General features: G+C 39.2%; 16 protein-coding genes. 6 read left to right on the forward strand and 10 right to left on the reverse strand.

Annotated features, from left to right (window positions below; genetic code table 11):
- Positions 1-38: 38 nt before the first annotated feature.
- The 3 genes from ABXZ32_RS02400 to ABXZ32_RS02410 form a co-directional block, all read right to left on the reverse strand.
- Positions 39-254: an LPXTG cell wall anchor domain-containing protein gene (locus ABXZ32_RS02400; protein ID WP_354617086.1), complete on the reverse strand. Its 216-nt coding sequence runs from the start codon at positions 252-254 to the stop codon at positions 39-41.
- Between the two features lie 24 nt (positions 255-278).
- Complete coding sequence (locus ABXZ32_RS02405; RefSeq protein ID WP_354617087.1) at positions 279-599, reverse strand: hypothetical protein; 321 nt, start codon at positions 597-599, stop codon at positions 279-281.
- Positions 600-815: 216 nt separating this feature from the next.
- The gene (locus ABXZ32_RS02410; protein WP_354617088.1) at positions 816-1,907 is read right to left on the reverse strand and encodes an OmpA family protein; all 1,092 of its coding nucleotides are present in this window, start codon (positions 1,905-1,907) and stop codon (positions 816-818) included.
- Positions 1,908-2,175: 268 nt separating this feature from the next.
- Here ABXZ32_RS02410 and ABXZ32_RS02415 point away from each other — a divergent pair, with 268 nt between their 5' ends.
- Positions 2,176-2,967, forward strand: coding sequence for an NIPSNAP family protein (locus tag ABXZ32_RS02415; protein ID WP_354617089.1), 792 nt, complete (start codon positions 2,176-2,178; stop codon positions 2,965-2,967).
- Between the two features lie 95 nt (positions 2,968-3,062).
- On the opposite strand, the gene ABXZ32_RS02420 is transcribed toward ABXZ32_RS02415, so the two are convergent.
- A complete protein-coding gene (locus tag ABXZ32_RS02420) occupies positions 3,063-4,889 on the reverse strand; it encodes a DUF885 domain-containing protein (RefSeq protein ID WP_354617090.1) in 1,827 nt (608 codons plus the stop codon).
- A 137-nt stretch (positions 4,890-5,026) separates the two neighbouring features.
- On the opposite strand from ABXZ32_RS02420, the gene ABXZ32_RS02425 reads away from it, so the two are divergent.
- A complete protein-coding gene (locus tag ABXZ32_RS02425; RefSeq protein WP_354617091.1) occupies positions 5,027-5,812 on the forward strand; it encodes a hypothetical protein in 786 nt (261 codons plus the stop codon).
- A gap of 121 nt (positions 5,813-5,933) precedes the next feature.
- Here the strand turns inward: ABXZ32_RS02425 and ABXZ32_RS02430 are convergent, their stop codons facing one another.
- The 3 genes from ABXZ32_RS02430 to ABXZ32_RS02440 form a co-directional block, all read right to left on the reverse strand.
- Positions 5,934-6,125 (reverse strand): cold-shock protein, encoded by a 192-nt coding sequence (locus ABXZ32_RS02430; protein ID WP_062055462.1) that lies wholly within the window; start codon positions 6,123-6,125, stop codon positions 5,934-5,936.
- 171 nt (positions 6,126-6,296) lie between these two features.
- Complete coding sequence (locus ABXZ32_RS02435) at positions 6,297-8,051, reverse strand: TonB-dependent receptor (protein ID WP_354617092.1); 1,755 nt, start codon at positions 8,049-8,051, stop codon at positions 6,297-6,299.
- 25 nt (positions 8,052-8,076) lie between these two features.
- Positions 8,077-11,100, reverse strand: a complete 3,024-nt coding sequence (locus ABXZ32_RS02440) for a tetratricopeptide repeat protein (protein ID WP_354617093.1) — start codon at positions 11,098-11,100, stop codon at positions 8,077-8,079.
- Between the two features lie 238 nt (positions 11,101-11,338).
- Between ABXZ32_RS02440 and ABXZ32_RS02445 the strand changes: the two genes are divergently transcribed.
- The 3 genes from ABXZ32_RS02445 to ppgK all read left to right on the forward strand — a co-directional run bounded on the left by ABXZ32_RS02445 (position 11,339) and on the right by ppgK (position 13,672).
- The gene (locus ABXZ32_RS02445) at positions 11,339-12,022 is read left to right on the forward strand and encodes a cell division ATP-binding protein FtsE (protein WP_354617094.1); all 684 of its coding nucleotides are present in this window, start codon (positions 11,339-11,341) and stop codon (positions 12,020-12,022) included.
- A 32-nt stretch (positions 12,023-12,054) separates the two neighbouring features.
- Complete coding sequence (locus ABXZ32_RS02450) at positions 12,055-12,873, forward strand: NUDIX hydrolase (protein WP_354617095.1); 819 nt, start codon at positions 12,055-12,057, stop codon at positions 12,871-12,873.
- A 61-nt stretch (positions 12,874-12,934) separates the two neighbouring features.
- Entirely contained in the window at positions 12,935-13,672 is a 738-nt protein-coding gene (gene ppgK, locus ABXZ32_RS02455; RefSeq protein ID WP_354617096.1) for a polyphosphate--glucose phosphotransferase, read from the forward strand.
- Positions 13,673-13,741: 69 nt separating this feature from the next.
- Here ppgK and typA read toward each other — a convergent pair whose 3' ends face one another.
- The 3 genes from typA to ABXZ32_RS02470 form a co-directional block, all read right to left on the reverse strand.
- The gene (gene typA / locus ABXZ32_RS02460; protein ID WP_354617097.1) at positions 13,742-15,541 is read right to left on the reverse strand and encodes a translational GTPase TypA; all 1,800 of its coding nucleotides are present in this window, start codon (positions 15,539-15,541) and stop codon (positions 13,742-13,744) included.
- Positions 15,542-15,773: 232 nt separating this feature from the next.
- Positions 15,774-16,262, reverse strand: coding sequence for a DinB family protein (locus ABXZ32_RS02465; RefSeq protein ID WP_354617098.1), 489 nt, complete (start codon positions 16,260-16,262; stop codon positions 15,774-15,776).
- Between the two features lie 199 nt (positions 16,263-16,461).
- Complete coding sequence (locus tag ABXZ32_RS02470; protein ID WP_354617099.1) at positions 16,462-17,028, reverse strand: hypothetical protein; 567 nt, start codon at positions 17,026-17,028, stop codon at positions 16,462-16,464.
- Between the two features lie 85 nt (positions 17,029-17,113).
- On the opposite strand from ABXZ32_RS02470, the gene kdsA reads away from it, so the two are divergent.
- Positions 17,114-17,932: a 3-deoxy-8-phosphooctulonate synthase gene (gene kdsA / locus ABXZ32_RS02475; protein ID WP_354617100.1), complete on the forward strand. Its 819-nt coding sequence runs from the start codon at positions 17,114-17,116 to the stop codon at positions 17,930-17,932.
- Positions 17,933-17,934: the final 2 nt, after the last annotated feature.

A 17,934-nucleotide genomic window follows, 5' to 3' on the forward strand; every position in this document is an offset into this window, starting at 1 on the left:
ACACTTAATTCTACATTGAAACTATTTCAAATTACCAATTAATCCTTTTTTTTACTTAGCGTAAGAAATGTTCCCCCAATGAGTAAAGCTACACCTAGAATAGGTGACCACTGTACTGGATGGTTTGTTTTTTGGCTAATTTCTATAGGACCAAAATCTACTACTTTTTCTTTGGTCACAAAATTAAATCCGGTGTATGCCATCATCAAAATTCCTAGGACGATCAATACCAAACCGATGGTTTTTTTTTGCATGTTATAATTATTTGAACTTAAGACTTAAAGCAAAAGGATTAAAAGTAGGATAATGACAATAATGGCACCAACGGAAAGATAAACCCCGCCGTTCATGGATTTTAATTCTGCTTTTGTTTCACGCACTTCCACACGCAACGCCTTTTTTTCCAAACGAGATAAGTTTGACTTATCCATGGCTTTGATTTCATCCAATCTGGCCAAAAGCGTCTTAGCTAGTGCCGCATTATCTGGCGTCGAGTTCGACATTAATTCTGTAGCTGGTTCATTTGCAGCCATCGCATTTGAGGGGATTAATGATAACATAGTAAATGCCATCATCAAATAGATAGAATACTTTTTCATATGGATTGGTTTAAGCCTTTAGTTTTTTTAGGCGCCATTAAAAGTCGACTATTTTACTATATGATCCTCCGTGAATATCATAAATTACTATAATCCCATATTATATTTAAGCAACTATATATCAGTGTTTTAAAGCAAGAAATAGGATAATCATTCCCAAAATTTAAGGAAGAAATCCCATACCCTAACAAAAAGAGGATGAGACACTTATAAAAATCATTCAAAATCCTTCGAAATCACAAATTCTACCCTTCGGTTTCGCTGTCTTCCTTCGGCCGTGGTATTCTCCCGTATAGGTTTTGTGGCCCCATAGCCATTCCAGGTGATTCGATTTTTTTCAAGCCCTAATTTTAACAAGTACCTGGACACTGCCTCAGCTCTTTTGGTAGAAAGTTTTTTATTATACAAATCGGATCCAATCTTGTCGGTATGGCCTTTTATATTAACTTTTAAAGAGCTATTTGCTTGAAGATAGGCATATAGCGCTTCAATTCCTTTCTTTTCTGTATCAAGAAGATGGGATCTATCAAATTCAAATAATACATCCTTAAAAATATGTGTTATATCCAATTCATAATCTTCTTCCACAGCTGTAGTCACTGGATCAGTCCCGAATAGAGAAACCATATCTATGTAATAATAAGCCCCAATCTTAAGATCTTTTTTTGTGTCTATTCTTCTAGTGGATGCATTGTTATCAAAATTCCCCAGAATCATATAATTCTCTTTTCCCTCGGCAACAAACTCTGTACTGAGCTTCACCCATTTTTTATCGTTGGAAAGGAATTTTGAACCTTTAATTTCCTGAAAATTAAAAGAGTTGTCATCGATGGAATAAATCTGTGATTTGGACAGGTAATTTTTATTGTTGAGTGATATCTTTTTTTCAGCAAACAGCACCCCGAGATTTCGGATGGCATAATCTGATTTTTCTGCCAGACTTACATAAAAAGATACCCTATACTTTTTGCCCTTCTCTAGGGTTCTCGTAATTTCGGCCTGTATGTACTCTCTATAATCTTCTGGGGCAATCACATAAAAACCAGCATAGCCCTTGCCATGAAATGGCTCTTGTGTTCCTTTAAAATTTTCGTGAATCCCCATTAGCTCACTGCACGAATTGAAGTAATCTGTAGTTCCTCTTGTGGGGGTGCTCCAATGTGGCAAATCTATATTGAAATTCCCCATCCTTTTAGGGCACTCGGAATGCATTTCAAAACTTGGATTTTTAATAAGGTTCTGACCTATGCCCAAAGAGAAATTCACCAACAAAATTATAGTCAATAAAGGTCTTAATCTTTGGAACATTATATTTTTCACATTCTATTATTCTGAATTGCCGGCACCTTTTCACTTTTAAAAAAGCTACTCTACACTTGCTCTAATTTAGCAAATAAATAGATGGAATAAAATCTATATGTTAAACACCTCATTATTTATGGATTAACCTAGTTTGGCGAATGTGCTTATAAACCCAGTCCATTATGGGATTGTACCTTCAACGAAGTACTATCGAGCATTTTAGGTTTTCAATCGTAACTAGGTTACTTTTATGTTCAAATCAAAACGAAACGCTATGAAGTCTATTATCCGCAAGCATACTTTCAGATTATCCGCATTCCTATTTTTATTTTCCAGTGTATTACAGGCACAGGTAGAAAAACGGGAACTCTTTCAACTAAAGACCTATACTTTTGAAAATGAGGCCCAGGAACAATTGACCCATGATTATCTCCAAAAAGCCTTTATCCCTGCTTTAAAAAAATTACAAATAGAGCGCGTTGGCGTTTTCAAAACAAGACCAAATGAAAAGGATACCTTAAACCAACTAATAGTTTTAATCCCTTTTAAAGATTTTGCCCAATATGAAAGTTTGGACCAAAAACTGACACAAGATGCGGACTATCTTATGCGAGGAAAGGACTATCTTAAAGCCTCCTATGACAAAGCGCCATATATCAGGATTTCATCCACCCTTTTAAGGGCATTTAAGGACATGCCTATTCTAGAACCTTCCCCTCTTGATGGACCAAGAACGGAGAGGGTTTACGAATTACGTAGTTATCAATCCCCTACGGAAGAGCTTTATTGCAATAAAGTGAAAATGTTCAATGAAGGAGGAGAAGTAACGCTATTCGATGAACTGGGATTTAATGCGGTATTCTATGGGGAGGTTCTTTCCGGGAGCCAGATGCCCAACCTAATGTATATGACCACCTTTGCAAATCAAGAAAGTAGGGATGCCCATTGGAAATTGTTCGTAGACTCTTCAACTTGGAAGACCTTATCAGCAATGCCAGAATATCAAAATAATATCTCGCATATCGATATTCAATTCCTGTATCCCACAGAGTACTCAGACTATTAATGAAAAACCGTTAAAAAATCAACATTGGAATGAAAAGACAAAATCTTTAAGTCATCAATAAGGTAATGCGATGCCATTATTGAACAGGCAATCCCCTAACGGTTATATTTCTCGCGTTCAATCCACTTCTCAACTTTTTCTTCCAACAACACCAATGGCAAGCTACCGGAGCTCAAGATTTGGTTATGGAATTCTTTGATTGAAAAAGCATCGCCCAAGGCGGTTTCCGCCCTAGTCCGGAGTTCCCTGATCTTCAACTGTCCAATTTTATAGGAGAGGGCTTGTCCCGGGGCTACTATATAACGCTCAATCTCCGTAGTAATATCCGCTTCGGATTCCGCTTCGTTCTCCAATGAATATTGTATGGCCTCTTCCCTTGTCCATCCCTTGGCATGTAACCCAGTGTCCACTACCAATCTGATAGCCCTATGAATCTCCATGCTCAGCATTCCAAAATACTGGTACGGATCTGTATACAATCCCAATTCCTTGCCCAAGGATTCACAATAAAGGGCCCAACCTTCTACAAAAACGCCCATTCCTTCCCCATGTAAAAAGGAAGGTAAGTTCTTATTTTCCTGTTGCAATGACAATTGATAGTGATGTCCCGGAATAGCTTCATGTAGAAACAAGGCTTCATCCATAAATTTATTATATGTGGTCACATCTGGGATTGGCACATAAAAAGTACCTGGCCTAGACCCATCCTTGCTGCCTGCAAAATATTCCGCACTGGCAGATGCTTCTCTAAAAGCTTCTGTCCTACGAACCTCAAATTGACTCTTAGGTTTTAAATCAAACAATTTGGACAAATTAGGCTGTATCCGTTTTTGGATAGCCTTAAAGTTTTCTATGACCTCTTCGGGTTCATTAAAAGGCATTTGCTCTTTACTGTTTCGCACGAACTCAAAAAAACTATTTAAGTCGCCCTCAAAGCCAACGGAATCTTTTATCAACTCCATTTCACCCCTGATCCTGGCAACTTCCTCCAACCCCAATTCATGGATTTCCTCGGCAGACAAATTGGTGGTCGTATGGTATTTGATCAAATATTTATAAGCCTGTTTCCCATGGGGTAGTTCTGATAAGCCTACAGTCTCTGTTCCTGCTGGCAGATACTCCTCCAATAAAAAAAGTTTTAACTTTTCATGGGCAGGGGATAAATCATCCAGGATCATATTTCTATAAGCATCTTTTAAATTGATCTTATCCTCTTCAGAAAAATTTTCGGGGATATTTCTAATAGGGGCATAAAACAAATGGTCTTCTGCTTCCGCTGTTGCAAAACCCTCCAATTGCCCCAATACTTTTTGAATAATCACCCTGGGCAGAACCACATCCTTATCTATCCCACGCTGCATATTTAATATAGCCGTATCCAACCATTCCAAATAATCGTCTACCCTTTGCAACCAATTTTCATAATCTTCTACCGTATTAAAAGGTTGAGCTCCTGCTCCACTGGCCAACAGCGCTATTTCGAGTTGAAATGAAAATATTTGATTGAGGGGCATTAGCTCAAAGGTGGGCAGATCGAACATAGGAGAAGGGATGGTCACCAACTTATTGGTAAGGCCTTCCCGCTTTATTTCTGCATCCCAAACCAAAACCTTAAGACTTAAAGCCTGGGCTGGGGTCAATAGGGCTTCATCATATGCTTTGGCCATATTTAAAAAATAATCATAGTTCTCCTCCAGATCTTCTTGATACGGTTTTGAAATATAATCGGCCAGAACATCATTATATCCAGTTATTCCGGATTTTGTGACCCCTAAAGGGTTGATCCGCAACCTGAACTGATAATAGTCCTGAAAAAGGCTATCGATAGGTATGACCTCAACCACTACTACCTTCTCTTCTTTATTTTTACAAGCGGTACAAAAAAGTAACAATAACAAAAAGGCTGTTGGTATGTATTTCATATCGGTATCAGTTTGAGCCAAAAATAAGGATTAAAAAGCAATACCAATCACCCAAAAATATCCTGTTGCAATAATTTTTTACCAATCTCATTATCACTTAAAATTCAGGTCATGACTCTAAAAACTATTATAAAAATTTGAAAAGACGGTTTCGTACTCCCGCATTAAAAAATGTTCCCGAACTTTGCCGATACCAGTTGATTTATATGTGTGAAAAATATCCATCAAAATTAAATGAAACCTCGGAACAAGAGGCGCTGCAAGCACAACTTGAATCCTTAACCCAAGAATTGGAGGCCATTCTGTTAAAGACTGGCAACTTTGAAAATATACTCAGGACGCATCTGGAAAATGCCCTTATTGAAGAGCAGGAATTGACAGTGCTCTACAAGCAACAAAAAGCGGCAAAAAAGGAAAAAAGGCTGCACCAAAAGAAACGCGGCAAAAATTATAGGGAAATAGATGGACTACAAACCATTGCCATAAAAAAGACCCCACGAACTAACCCTGAGGAACAACAAGAAAAAAAACGACTTTACAGGGAGGCTATGCTGCATGTACATCCGGATAAATTTTCCATGCAGGCAGATAAATTGGACTTGGCAACGACCATAACTACTCAACTTATAGCTATTTATACCACTGGGGATCTGGATACCCTAAGGGCATTTCACGCCCATATTTTCCAGGGCAACGACCTGCTTACAGATCATATAATCCCACAGAAGGAGATTATGCAACCAAAGAACAACTATTTACATTTGGAAATCCGGAAAATGACCGAACGCCTAGAGGAAGCCAAAAACAAACACACCTACAAAGTCCTTATGGAATACGAGGATCCTATGACATTTTTAGAAGAGCTGAAAGCTTATTATGAAGACCGACTTTTTAAGCTGAGAAAACGGACCAGAAAAGGATAGCTTAAGTGTCAAGATACGTCTACCCAACTTTCCTTGTTAATACTGAAATGACAAAGTATTGTCCATAAAAAAAGCCCATCATTTCTGATAGGCTTTAGTTTAATGTAATAAAAAGTATATATTAAATAACTTTTACATTTACTGCGTTCAATCCTTTTCTACCTTCCTGAAGATCAAATTCAACTTCATCGCCTTCGCGAATTTCGTCTACTAATCCAGAAATGTGTACAAAATGTTCTTTACCAGAACCTTCTTCTGCGATAAAACCAAATCCTTTGGTATCATTGAAGAATTTTACTGTTCCTTTACTCATCGTTAAAATTTAAAATTAATACGTATTTGATACAAAGATGCTACCAATTATTCTAACTAGCACTATAAAGCACAATATTTATTTTCGATATCCCCAAAACACCCTTAATTCACTCACCTAGAAAGGATTGCAAGTAATTTTGGTTTCCCTTATTCCCAGGCTGGATGACCGTTAAAAATCGAACTTGTACTTAAATCCTGCCAAAGCTTGGAATCCTTGGACCGGGTAATTGGCCCATCTTTGGTAATCGTTGTTAGCGATGTTGCTCAATTTTAAAAACACAGAAAATTGATCGTTAAATCGGTATCCCATATGGGCATTGGCATCAAAATAGCCATCCAACGTAATTATGGTTGATGGATATTGCGATGGTTGCACGTTTTGAACCACTTGTGAACTTAGGTCTTCTCTTTCCCCAACATAGAAAATGTTGGCACCCATATACCAGTGCTCATCAATTTGATAATCCATAAAAAGAGAACCCGTCATATTGGGAAGGTTCCAAGCAGGGTTATCTGTTTCCGTATCATAATCGTATACTTCTGCATTAATACCCAAGGAAAAATTACGGTTGATATCCAGGTTCAATTCTCCAAAGATCCCCAATGTTTTTATATCATCGTAAAACACTTCAAAAGAATTCCCGTAGTAATACCCCTTTTCATCATTCCTAAAATCATTAGAGGGATTCAACTTGAACAAGGGTTTTCTGTTTTCTGCAGTATAGGATCCTTTAAAGTTGTAACTAAGACTAGGAAGAAGCATTCCTTTTAGTCCAACATAGGCATCGTATTGCTTATCGGTCGGGGTTATAGTCAAGGTTGGGGATACAAACGGATTATCTCCTACAAAATCATGAAAAGAGTTTTGCTTTAAATCGCCCTTTATTCCTCCATAGGCAATTACGTTTTCATCCAAGATCCTATAGGATGCCGTCACTGCTGGATAGATATAAAAATTGCTCTCACTATTTTCCGTATCCATACCATAAACTATGTTGGCCCCTAAATTTATCCTGACATCATCACTTACGATCAAAAGACTTGGGCTTACCCCTACTTGAAAATGACCGTAATTGATATCTCCCGTATTGTTGGAATTATTAACATCTGCATTTTTGAAAGCACCTCCTACATAGTCGAAATTTCCGGAAATAGTCAAAGCCTGATCTGTTAGCGGAAATTCAAAAACAGGCTGGAATTTAAATCTATTCTCACCGGAATCCGTTACATCCCAAAAACGTCTTAAGAGCAGGTCTGCACCTTTAAAAAGGGCATCATTTACTTTCACATTTGCACCCAATTCTGCATTGTAATAATTTTGTTTCGCATCAATACCGGCAATAACAGCATCGGGAAAGGCTCCTTCAGGAATCCCGTACCAATTATAGATCTGATGTTGTAACCCTATGTTTGTGCCCCAACTGACATCCCTATCCTTTTTGGAGTAGGAGGCATCCAACTTGGTATTGTAAAAATCATTGTCCAGGACCGTGCCATCTATATCCCCTCTGGAAGAAAAATGATTGAGCCCAATATCCACACGCTCATCACGATTAAAGGCCCTGCTCGTATAAAAATCGAGCATAGCGTTGTTATAGTTCCCAAGACCAAGGGCCAAAGAGGAATTATAAAGCTTTTCCGGCTTGGCTTTCTGTACTTCCGTTGCCTTGCCTTTCGCAGGGGTAAATGTGGAAGCTACGGGAACTGAAAAAATATTGTAATTGATCTTCTTCTTTTGTAGAACGATGGAATCGTTCAGATTAGGCATGGATTTAATTTTAAAGGCATCGGAGATTGTTGGGGTGTACGCCTTGGTCACCGTTACCGTTTCCGTACCGATATCATTTTTGTCCTTCTCCTGGGAAACCCCCAAGTGAAAAACGCCTATAATAGAAAGGATACTTATATATATTTGCTTATGCATAGTGTTCTCTTTTTGCAAGGTGTATTTAATTCTTGTCAGGATTGATAGATGAATTGCTCTCCGCCTCCTTGGTTTTTATTTTGATAAGCTCTTGTTTGGCCTCATTTACTATTGCGTTGTATTGTCCGAAATTGGTAATGACACTTTCTAGAATATAGGTTGCTTGAAAGGCATCGCCCAACGCATAGAAATTCTTGGCCATGATCACCAATCCTTTGCCACCCCATTCCTTATAGGCCGAGTAGTCCTTTGCTAATTTCGAAACCGATACATTGGATGCTTCATAGTTCTTCCCTTTGTTTTTAAAATAGGCATCATAGTAATAAGCTTCTGCAGCCAGTTCACCTGAAGCTATTTTTAAAACTTCACCATAGGCTTTTTGTGCCCTTGCCTCATTATTGGTGGCTATCGCCGATCTGGCAATCATGATTTGCGCATCGCTCTTGATGCGGTCATCTATTTTAGAAGTGGCCAAAACCTTCTCTGCATAGGCAATGGTCTTATCGTAGTTCTTTTGCTCGTAATATCCTTTCATAAGGTTAGATTGGGCAAAAGTGATATTCTGTTGGATATCGGCCGTATTCTCCAATTGTATCAAAAACGGAATAGCAGCGGTATAATTTTTATTCCCCACATAAATTTCACATACCCGGGTCAACGCTTGTTCTGAATACTCGCTTCCGCCTCTATTGGCCACAAAGGTGTAATGGGTAAGTGCCTTTTCTTTATCTCCTTTGGCGAAATACAATTGGGCCAGATTAAAATTGGCTTTTAGGGAATTTAAGCCTGATGGAAATTGTTGGATATAATTTTGATACCCTTTTATGGCAGCATCTGAACGCCCTTCTATATATTGTTTATCCGCAGATTCAAAAGTAGCATTGTCCAAATCGGCATCGGTCACTTCCACAAAATCCAGGTTTTTTACCCAGTCGGCATATTCGTTCACACGCCCAAGGTCCACATAGATCAATTTGGCCGTGGCCACCGCTTGTACCGCTTCTTGCGTTTTTGGAAAATCGCGTACCACAGTTTTGAACTTGCCCAATGCCTGATCGTTCTGACTGGCATTATAGTGCACCAAACCTTGGCGCATCAGAGCCTGTGGCACCAAAGAACTTCCTTTGTACTGGCTGATCAATTTGTCATAGGATCGCAATCCTAAATCTATCTTGTTCTCTTTAATGTACGAGTTCCCCAACTCAAAAAGGGCGTCGTCCATTAAGGTAGAAGTAGGATACTTTGTTGTAAAACTGTTCAATTCTTCGATCTTGGTAGTAGTTCTATCTACAAATCCATACGAAAGGGCTTTTTGAAATGCCGCATAATCCTTTTCTGGACCACTCAAGGCCAATGCCTGATTATATGCTTCCATGGCAGGCCAGTATTTACTACTTACAAAATGGCTATCTCCCAAACGCAGATAGGCATCGTGTAATTTATTGGTATCCGAAGGTTTTGCAGCGGAATATTTTGAAAAATAGGAAGCTGCATTGGTATAGTCCTTTAGTTTAAAATAGGTGTATCCCAAATTATATGGCAGATCCTTGTACTCAGGGATGTTGCGTGCATTAGGGTTGGCTTGGAACTGGATGAAATCTACCAAGGCATCATTATAGTTGTTCAAAAGATATTGGGCTTCTGCTTTCCAATATTGTGCTCTGGCCTTAAAAGTGCCATCTTCCGCACTTGCCAAAGATTTTTTGAAATTCTCTACAGCACCTTGATAATCCGCATCTATAAAAAGTTCAATCCCTCTATAGTAGGCTACCTTTTGGTAAGTGGCCTTGCTGGCATAATTTTTATTTTCTTCCAAGAGGGTCATTGCCCCTTTAAAATTCTTTGAGGTGATATAGGAATCCACTAAAAGTTCTTGGATTTCTTTGGTCTCCGCACTCCCTGGATATTTATCCATATAGGTTGTCAATACCTTGGGAACACTCTCGTAGGCATTTCCAATTTCGTAACTCAAGCGAGCATAATTCAGATAGGCATCTTTCTGAATTTCCGGTACAAAATCCATTTGTGAGGCATTTCTAAAAGCGTTCAACGCTTCCTGCTTTTTGTCCAACTTCAAATAACATTCCGCCAAATGGTAATAGGCATTTTGGGCAACGCTGTTGTCACCTCCTATTATTTTATTGAACTGTTGAATGGCATTGGCAAAATCTCCCTGTTTGTAATAGGAATAGCCCAAGAAATAATAATCCGTATTGCTCAATTTCCCTTTTTTGCCCTTGTACTCCTCCAAATAGGGAATGGCGTTGTTGTATTGTTTAAGGTTGAAGTAACTCTCCCCGATAATTTTATTAAGTTCAGAAATCTCCAATCTATCTGCCTTTGGCAATTGTTTTTTAGCCAATTCGATAGCCTTTTCAAAATTACCGAGCTTAAAGTTCATATCAGCCTGGTAATAAGATAGGTTTTCATCCAATAGCCTTTGATCGGTAATCTGATCAAAGCGCGCACTTGCACCTGCATAATCGTCATTCTGATACGCAATGAATCCCAGGTAGTATTTGGCCTGTGATCCATATTTAGGGGAATTGGTTACTTTATTAAGATATTGTTCCGCTTCTTTGGATCTATTGGAAGAAAATAGGGAGTATCCGTTATTAAAATTAAACCGGTCCCTATCCGCTCTGGAGATAGAGCCTTGGTCTACCTTCCCATACCATTTTAGGGCATACGGATATTTCCCTGTTTCAAAATAATAATCGGCCACATCAAAGAAGGCCGAATTTCTTTTGGTGGAAGTGGGATACTGTTCCACAAAATCCTCCATAAGGCGATCTGCCCCAATCTGGTTTAGCCGAATGGCAGCATTGGCCGCATAGTAAGCACTATTGGCTCGGACCTCCAAATCATCGGTGTTGGATTTCACCTTGTCAAAAATAGTCTGGGATGCTTGATACTGTTTGTTATTGTAAAGCGTGAGTGCTTCCTGATAATCCTTTTCATTATGGGTGTAGATCTTGGATTCTTGACCATAGCCAATCCATACCATCCCCGTAAGACACAGTATTAAAGCGGTTTTTTTATTTCGCATAATGTTCTCTAGCTGTTTAAAATTAACCGTATATGAATTTATATAACGTTAAAAATTGTGCTTAAGTATTCTTGTAAAGGTACATTTTACATGCCTTTTTTTTGAACGCCCAAGAACATTTGAACTTAACAAAATCCATGCCTTGTTTAACTTAATTTAAGGCGAAAGATATATATTTTTAAAAGACCTTGATTTCTTTTAACAAGAACTTATTACCTTTATCTCAATATTCAGAAACATGAGCGAAAGCATATTGCATTTAGAGAACGTATCCGTTTTCCAGAAGGAAAATTTAGTGCTCAACGAAATCAATTTAGAAGTAAAAAAAGGTGAATTTGTATACCTCATCGGGAAGACGGGGAGCGGCAAAAGCAGCTTTATGAAATTGCTCTACGGAGACCTGCCACTCTTAGAAGGATCGGGCCATATCGTAGATTTTGACCTCAAGACCCTGAAAGAAAAAGATATTCCCTATCTACGAAGGAAATTGGGTATCGTTTTCCAAGATTTTAAATTATTGCCCGATAGGAGCATCAATAAAAACCTCCGCTTTGTTCTAAAAGCCACAGGATGGACAGATGATAGTTTAATGGATGCCAAGATCGAAGAGGTCTTGGGAAAAGTAGGCATGAAGACCAAAGGCTTTAAATTCCCTCATGAACTTTCAGGAGGCGAACAACAACGAATTGCCATTGCCCGTGCCCTATTGAACGATCCTGAACTGATCTTGGCAGATGAGCCAACTGGTAACTTGGACCCACAGACCAGCGTGGAGGTCATGAAAGTATTGCAAGAGATCAATGCAACGGGGCGTACCATATTAATGGCTACCCATGATTATGCCCTGATCTTGAAGTACCCATCAAAAACCTTGAAATGCGATGGCAACAAAGTGTTCGAAGTGGTTCAGAAGGCCGTTTAACACCTATTATTTACCCACGAGGCTAAGCGTCCATGATCATAAAAAAACAAGTATATAGAGCTGACAAAAAGGTGAATCCCCTTATTGGTATTCTCCTCTTCTTCATTTCTATACTTCTATTTGTCTTTACGGTTCCTTTTGGCTTTGTCTATGCGCTTTTTTACAAGCTTTTTAAAAGAGGACTCACAGGCATTGGGGAGTACGCCCTTAAAATAGCCATCTCGGTAGACCAATTGGGCAATGTTACCATGCAGCACCTTTTAAATGCTCTATGGATCAAGGACGGCGGATACTATTTTGGAAATAGGGACGAGACCATTTCCAGTGCCATTGGCCGGAACAAAAAACTGGGCACCCTCACCATTTTTGGTCGCGCTATAGACAAACTGTTGGATATCATAGACCCCAACCATTCCCTCAACTCCATAGATTATTATATAGAACCTACAGAAAGAATTATCGACAAGCTCGCATGGATCCATTTGGTGGAAGGGAAAATATTGAGCACCCGTAGCAATGGCAAGACCAAATATTACATTCCTGGAGGAAAAAGGGAATTAGGGGAATCGGATTCATTAACCTTGGTCAGGGAAATCAAAGAAGAACTCAGTGTGGACATTAAGGTACCCTCATTGGAATTTATTGGTATTTTTGAAGCCCAGGCGGACGGACACAAACCTGGTATTTTGGTGCGTATGACCTGTTATGCCGCGCAATACCATGGTCAGCTGGCACCCGATTCCGAAATTGAGGAAATGGTATGGCTTACTTATAATGACAGGGATATGGTCTCTGCTGTGGATCAATTGATTTTCGATTTCCTATATCATAAAGGTGATCTTATAAATTAGCGTTTTTCCAATTGCCGAAACTTTTTTGTTTCTTTGCCGCGATCACATACTAAAAAACTACATGGAAATACTTGGGATAGATATAGGTGGCTCTGGAATAAAAGGGGCATTGGTAAATATTGAAACAGGAGAAATGCTTACTGAGCGCTACCGAATACCTACCCCAAAATCCAAAAAGCCTGCTGATATAGCAGATGTAGTTTCACAAATTGTTACCCACTTTAATTATACTGGGCCTGTAGGCTGTGGCTTTCCTTCCATTATCAGACACGGAATTTGCAAGTCACAAGGCAACCTACATAAATCTTGGGTCGGTGTTAAGGTAGATGATCTTTTTACCGAGGCCACAGGACAACCTTTCCATGTAATCAATGACGCCGATGCAGCCGGTTGTGCCTGTATGAATTACGGTATTGGCAAGGGCGAAAAGGGATTGGTGATCATGATCACCATTGGTACCGGTCTGGGTAGTGGTGCATTTTTTAATGGTGAGTTGATCCCGAATTTTGAACTGGGACAAATTCCATATAAGAAATACGATAAGATTGAATCATGGGCAGCAGGATCCGTGAAGGAGAAAAAGAACATGAGTTACAAAAAGTGGGGCAAGCGATTTAATAAATTCTTGAATTATGTGGATTTGATCGTTGCTCCCGATTTGATCATCCTAGGTGGTGGTGCCTCAAAGGACTGGGATGAATTTAAGGACCAAATAGAGGTGGACACTAGGGTTATTCCTGCATTATTGGAGAACACGGCTGGAATTATAGGTGCTGCTTCCGCTTGCGGAAAGCATTAAACAATATTTTAAAAAGAAAAAGCCCCGAACCAATGGTTCGGGGCTTTTTTTATGACCTTAAAAATAAACTTAAGCGATTTTGAAACGCTTACGATCATTTTCAGTTAAATGTATTTTCCTTAAACGGATATGTTTTGGAGTTACCTCAACATATTCATCTTTCTGAATGTATTCCAAAGCTTCCTCCAATGAAAATTTAATGGCAGGAACAATTTTAGCCTTGTCGTCTGCTCCAGAAGAACGAACATTTGACAACTTCTTAGTTTTGGTGATATTGATTGTCATATCATCTCCTCTAGAGTTCTCTCCAATCACCTGACCTTCGTAGATATCTTCTCCCGGATCTACAAAAAACTTACCTCTATCCTGTAATTTATCAATAGAATAAGGAATAGATTTTCCTAATTCCATGGAAACCAAAGAACCATTTTGACGTTGTGGAATATCACCTTTCATCGGTTGGTATTCCAAGAATCTATGAGACATGATGGCTTCACCAGCAGTAGCGGTCAATAATTGGTTTCTCAAACCAATAATACCTCTAGATGGAATTAAAAATTCGCAAACCATACGGCTTCCTTTAGCTTCCATACTTGTCATTTCACCTTTACGAATAGAAACCATTTCTACGGCCCTACCAGAAACTTCTTCTGGTAAATCGATAGTTAACTGCTCTATTGGCTCACATTTAACACCATCAATTTCTTTGATGATAACCTGTGGCTGCCCAATTTGCATTTCGTAACCTTCACGACGCATAGTTTCGATCAAAACAGATAAGTGCAATACACCTCTACCAAAAACCAAGAATTTATCAGCACTATCAGTAGCATTAACACGTAGTGCTAAGTTTTTCTCAAGCTCACGCTCTAAACGATCCTTAATATGACGAGATGTTACAAATTTACCATCCTTACCAAAAAACGGACTATCGTTAATGGTGAACAACATACTCATTGTTGGTTCATCTATAGCAATTGTTTTTAAGCCTTCTGGATTTTCGATATCGGCAACTGTATCACCAATTTCAAATCCTTCTAAACCAACAATTGCACAGATATCACCTGTTATAACTTCTTGTACCTTTAATCTACCAAGACCTTCAAACGTATAAAGTTCTTTAATTTTTGTCTTTACAATTTTACCGTCACGTTTCACCAAAGAAACTTGTTGTCCTTCTTTTAGGCTTCCTCTTAATAATCTACCAATTGCAATACGACCGGTAAAAGAAGAGAAATCCAAGGAAGTGATCAACATTTGAGTGTTTCCTTCTTTAGCTTCGAAAGTTGGAACATGCTCAATCACCATATCCAATAATGGCTCTATATTGTCTGTTTGGTTTTTCCAATCTTCGCTCATCCAGTTGTTCTTTGCAGAACCGTAAACGGTTGGAAAATCTAGCTGCCATTCTTCGGCACCCAATTCAAACATCAAATCAAATACTTTTTCGTGTACTTCTTCCGGAGTACAGTTTTCTTTGTCAACTTTATTTATTACAACACATGGCTTCAAACCAAGATCTATTGCTTTTTGCAATACAAAACGTGTTTGTGGCATAGGACCTTCAAAGGCATCTACCAATAACAATACCCCGTCGGCCATGTTCAAAACACGCTCAACCTCACCACCGAAATCGGCGTGACCAGGAGTATCAATAATATTAATTTTTGTTCCCTTATATACTACGGAAACGTTCTTAGAAGTAATAGTGATACCTCTTTCACGTTCCAAATCGTTGTTGTCCAAAATTAAATCACCAGTGTTCTGGTTCTCCCTGAACAATTGGCAGTGGTACATAATTTTATCCACTAACGTAGTCTTACCGTGGTCTACGTGGGCAATGATTGCAATGTTTTTTGTTGCTGACATAACTATAATTTAAAAGCATTCTATGTTCCTGAATGCGCGCGCAAAGATACTCCTTTTTTTTAACCTTTCGACAAAAGGATGATATTTCTTAATATATTGATTTTGAAGCAGTTTCACAAAGGACCTGCACCATTTATTTTTTGAATGAAGTAGAGTTTTAAACGCATAAACCAAGGCCTATATAATGTATAAAGGCCTTGGTTTTAATTACTCACGAATTTAGATTCGCAACCTATTGTTGCTCATCTGCCGATGGACCATACGTAGCGGGTACCGACTGATCCAATAATCGGAGGCATACCCCTAACTGTGCCCTATGATGCGGCAATTGATTGAGCACCATACCCCTCAACACCTGATATTTTGGCATTTCCATCACCGTTTTACCCCCTTGGATCATTTTCCAATGCTTATCAAATTCACTATTGGGAACTTTCAGAGATTTTTTGGCCTCCTCGGCCGAGGATTTCAGATTCTTTACCATTTCCTCCACACTTTCGTTAATGGGCGGCTTGTAATCATCCATGGACATTTCATCCTGTACCATGGTTCCTGTAACCCAACTGGGTATCTCAGCCAGGTGGCTTCCCAACTGTTTTAGCGACATTGATTTTGGATGGGGCCTCCATTCCAATTTATCTTTTGGGATACGCTTTAAGAATTTTTCCGTCAGCGCCACTTCATGTTCCAACTCTGCAATTAACATATCTTGTAATTCCATGATGATTTAGTTAATGGTTAATCCTTTAAGGTACGGAATATTAATATGCGCAAAAAAGACCTAGGTCAGGTTACCATATGATTTAAGGGATTTTTATGAATTTAAAGGATTTGCTATTATTGTTATTTGATGAAGAAAAAGACTTGAGATTTGTGCTATGGGCTTTGAACCCCACATTATTTGCCCAATATAAACTTCATTACCTCCCAACACACCATCGCTTTTCATTGATAATCCAGCCAATGCTCAGGTTCGCTACAGGAAGTATAGCCCCCTGAAATTGACCTGCATAAAAGGCTGCACCCACATCAATCGAAAAGTTGAATCCAGAATTGTAGCTACGTTGCAGTCCGGTGACCATGCCGGCATAACCAAAGGCACCTTGCACCAACTCACTGCTAATAGTTCGTGTGCCCGGGAAGAAAACAGCAACCGCAGGAGCTATATAATTGGCCGAGTTGCCATAAATTTGTCTCCTATTGCGTTGACGATTTTCAAAATTGTAATAATACCGGTATTGGCCTGCGATTGCAGGAAAAAAACCAACCTCCTCATATACCTCAGGAAGTGCAGGATCCAAGGCAAACTGCATCCCTAGTTTAAAATCCAAAGTAGTGTTTGTTCCAAGCGCCATTTCATATTCCAACCCTGGATTTACAATATTGATCTTTAGCTGTCTCAATTCACAATTTCTACCGAATTGGGCATTGGCTTGGCATACTAACATCAATACTAAAAACAAAGTCAACTTCCTTTTCCTGCTCATTTATTACAAAAGTTTTGGACAATCGCACCCCCTATACAACAGCAAGTTGCTTAAAATATTATCTTTGTCTTAAAAATATCAGTGCATGAATCTTTCCCTAATACCTCAAATAAAACATACAGACAGTAATAACTTTTTTCTTCTTTGTGGCCCTTGTGCCATTGAAGGGGAGGAAATGGCAATGCGGATTGCAGAAAAGGTAGTCTCCATTACCGATAAATTACAAATTCCATATGTGTTTAAAGGCAGTTTTAAGAAGGCCAACCGTAGTAGGGTTGATAGTTTTACCGGTATAGGCGATGAAAAGGCATTAAAAATTCTTCGCAAAGTATCGGAAACCTTTCACGTGCCCACGGTGACAGATATCCATGAAATATCTGATGCCGCTATGGCAGCCGAGTATGTGGACGTACTGCAGATACCTGCTTTTTTGGTAAGGCAAACCGATTTGGTGGTTGCCGCTGCCGAGACAGGGAGGGTGGTGAACCTGAAAAAAGGGCAGTTTATGAGTCCGGAAAGCATGAAGCACGCGGTGATGAAAGTAGAGGAGTCCGGCAATGGGCAGGTTATGGTCACAGACCGGGGCACAATGTTCGGATACCAGGATATGATCGTGGATTTTAGGGGCATCCCAACCATGAAGCAATATGCCCCAGTGGTCTTGGACGTTACCCATTCTTTACAGCAGCCCAACCAATCTTCGGGTGTTACAGGAGGGAGACCAGATATGATAGAAACCATTGCCAGGGCAGGGATCGTTACCGGGGCCGATGGTATTTTTATGGAAACCCATTTTGACCCGGCAAATGCCAAAAGTGATGGGGCGAATATGTTGCATTTGGACCATTTAGAGAAATTATTGACGAATTTAGTCGCTATTCGAAAAACTATTAATAATTTGTAGGC

This window comes from Sediminicola luteus (genome assembly GCF_040566555.1).
Taxonomy (GTDB): Bacteria; Bacteroidota; Bacteroidia; order Flavobacteriales; family Flavobacteriaceae; genus Sediminicola.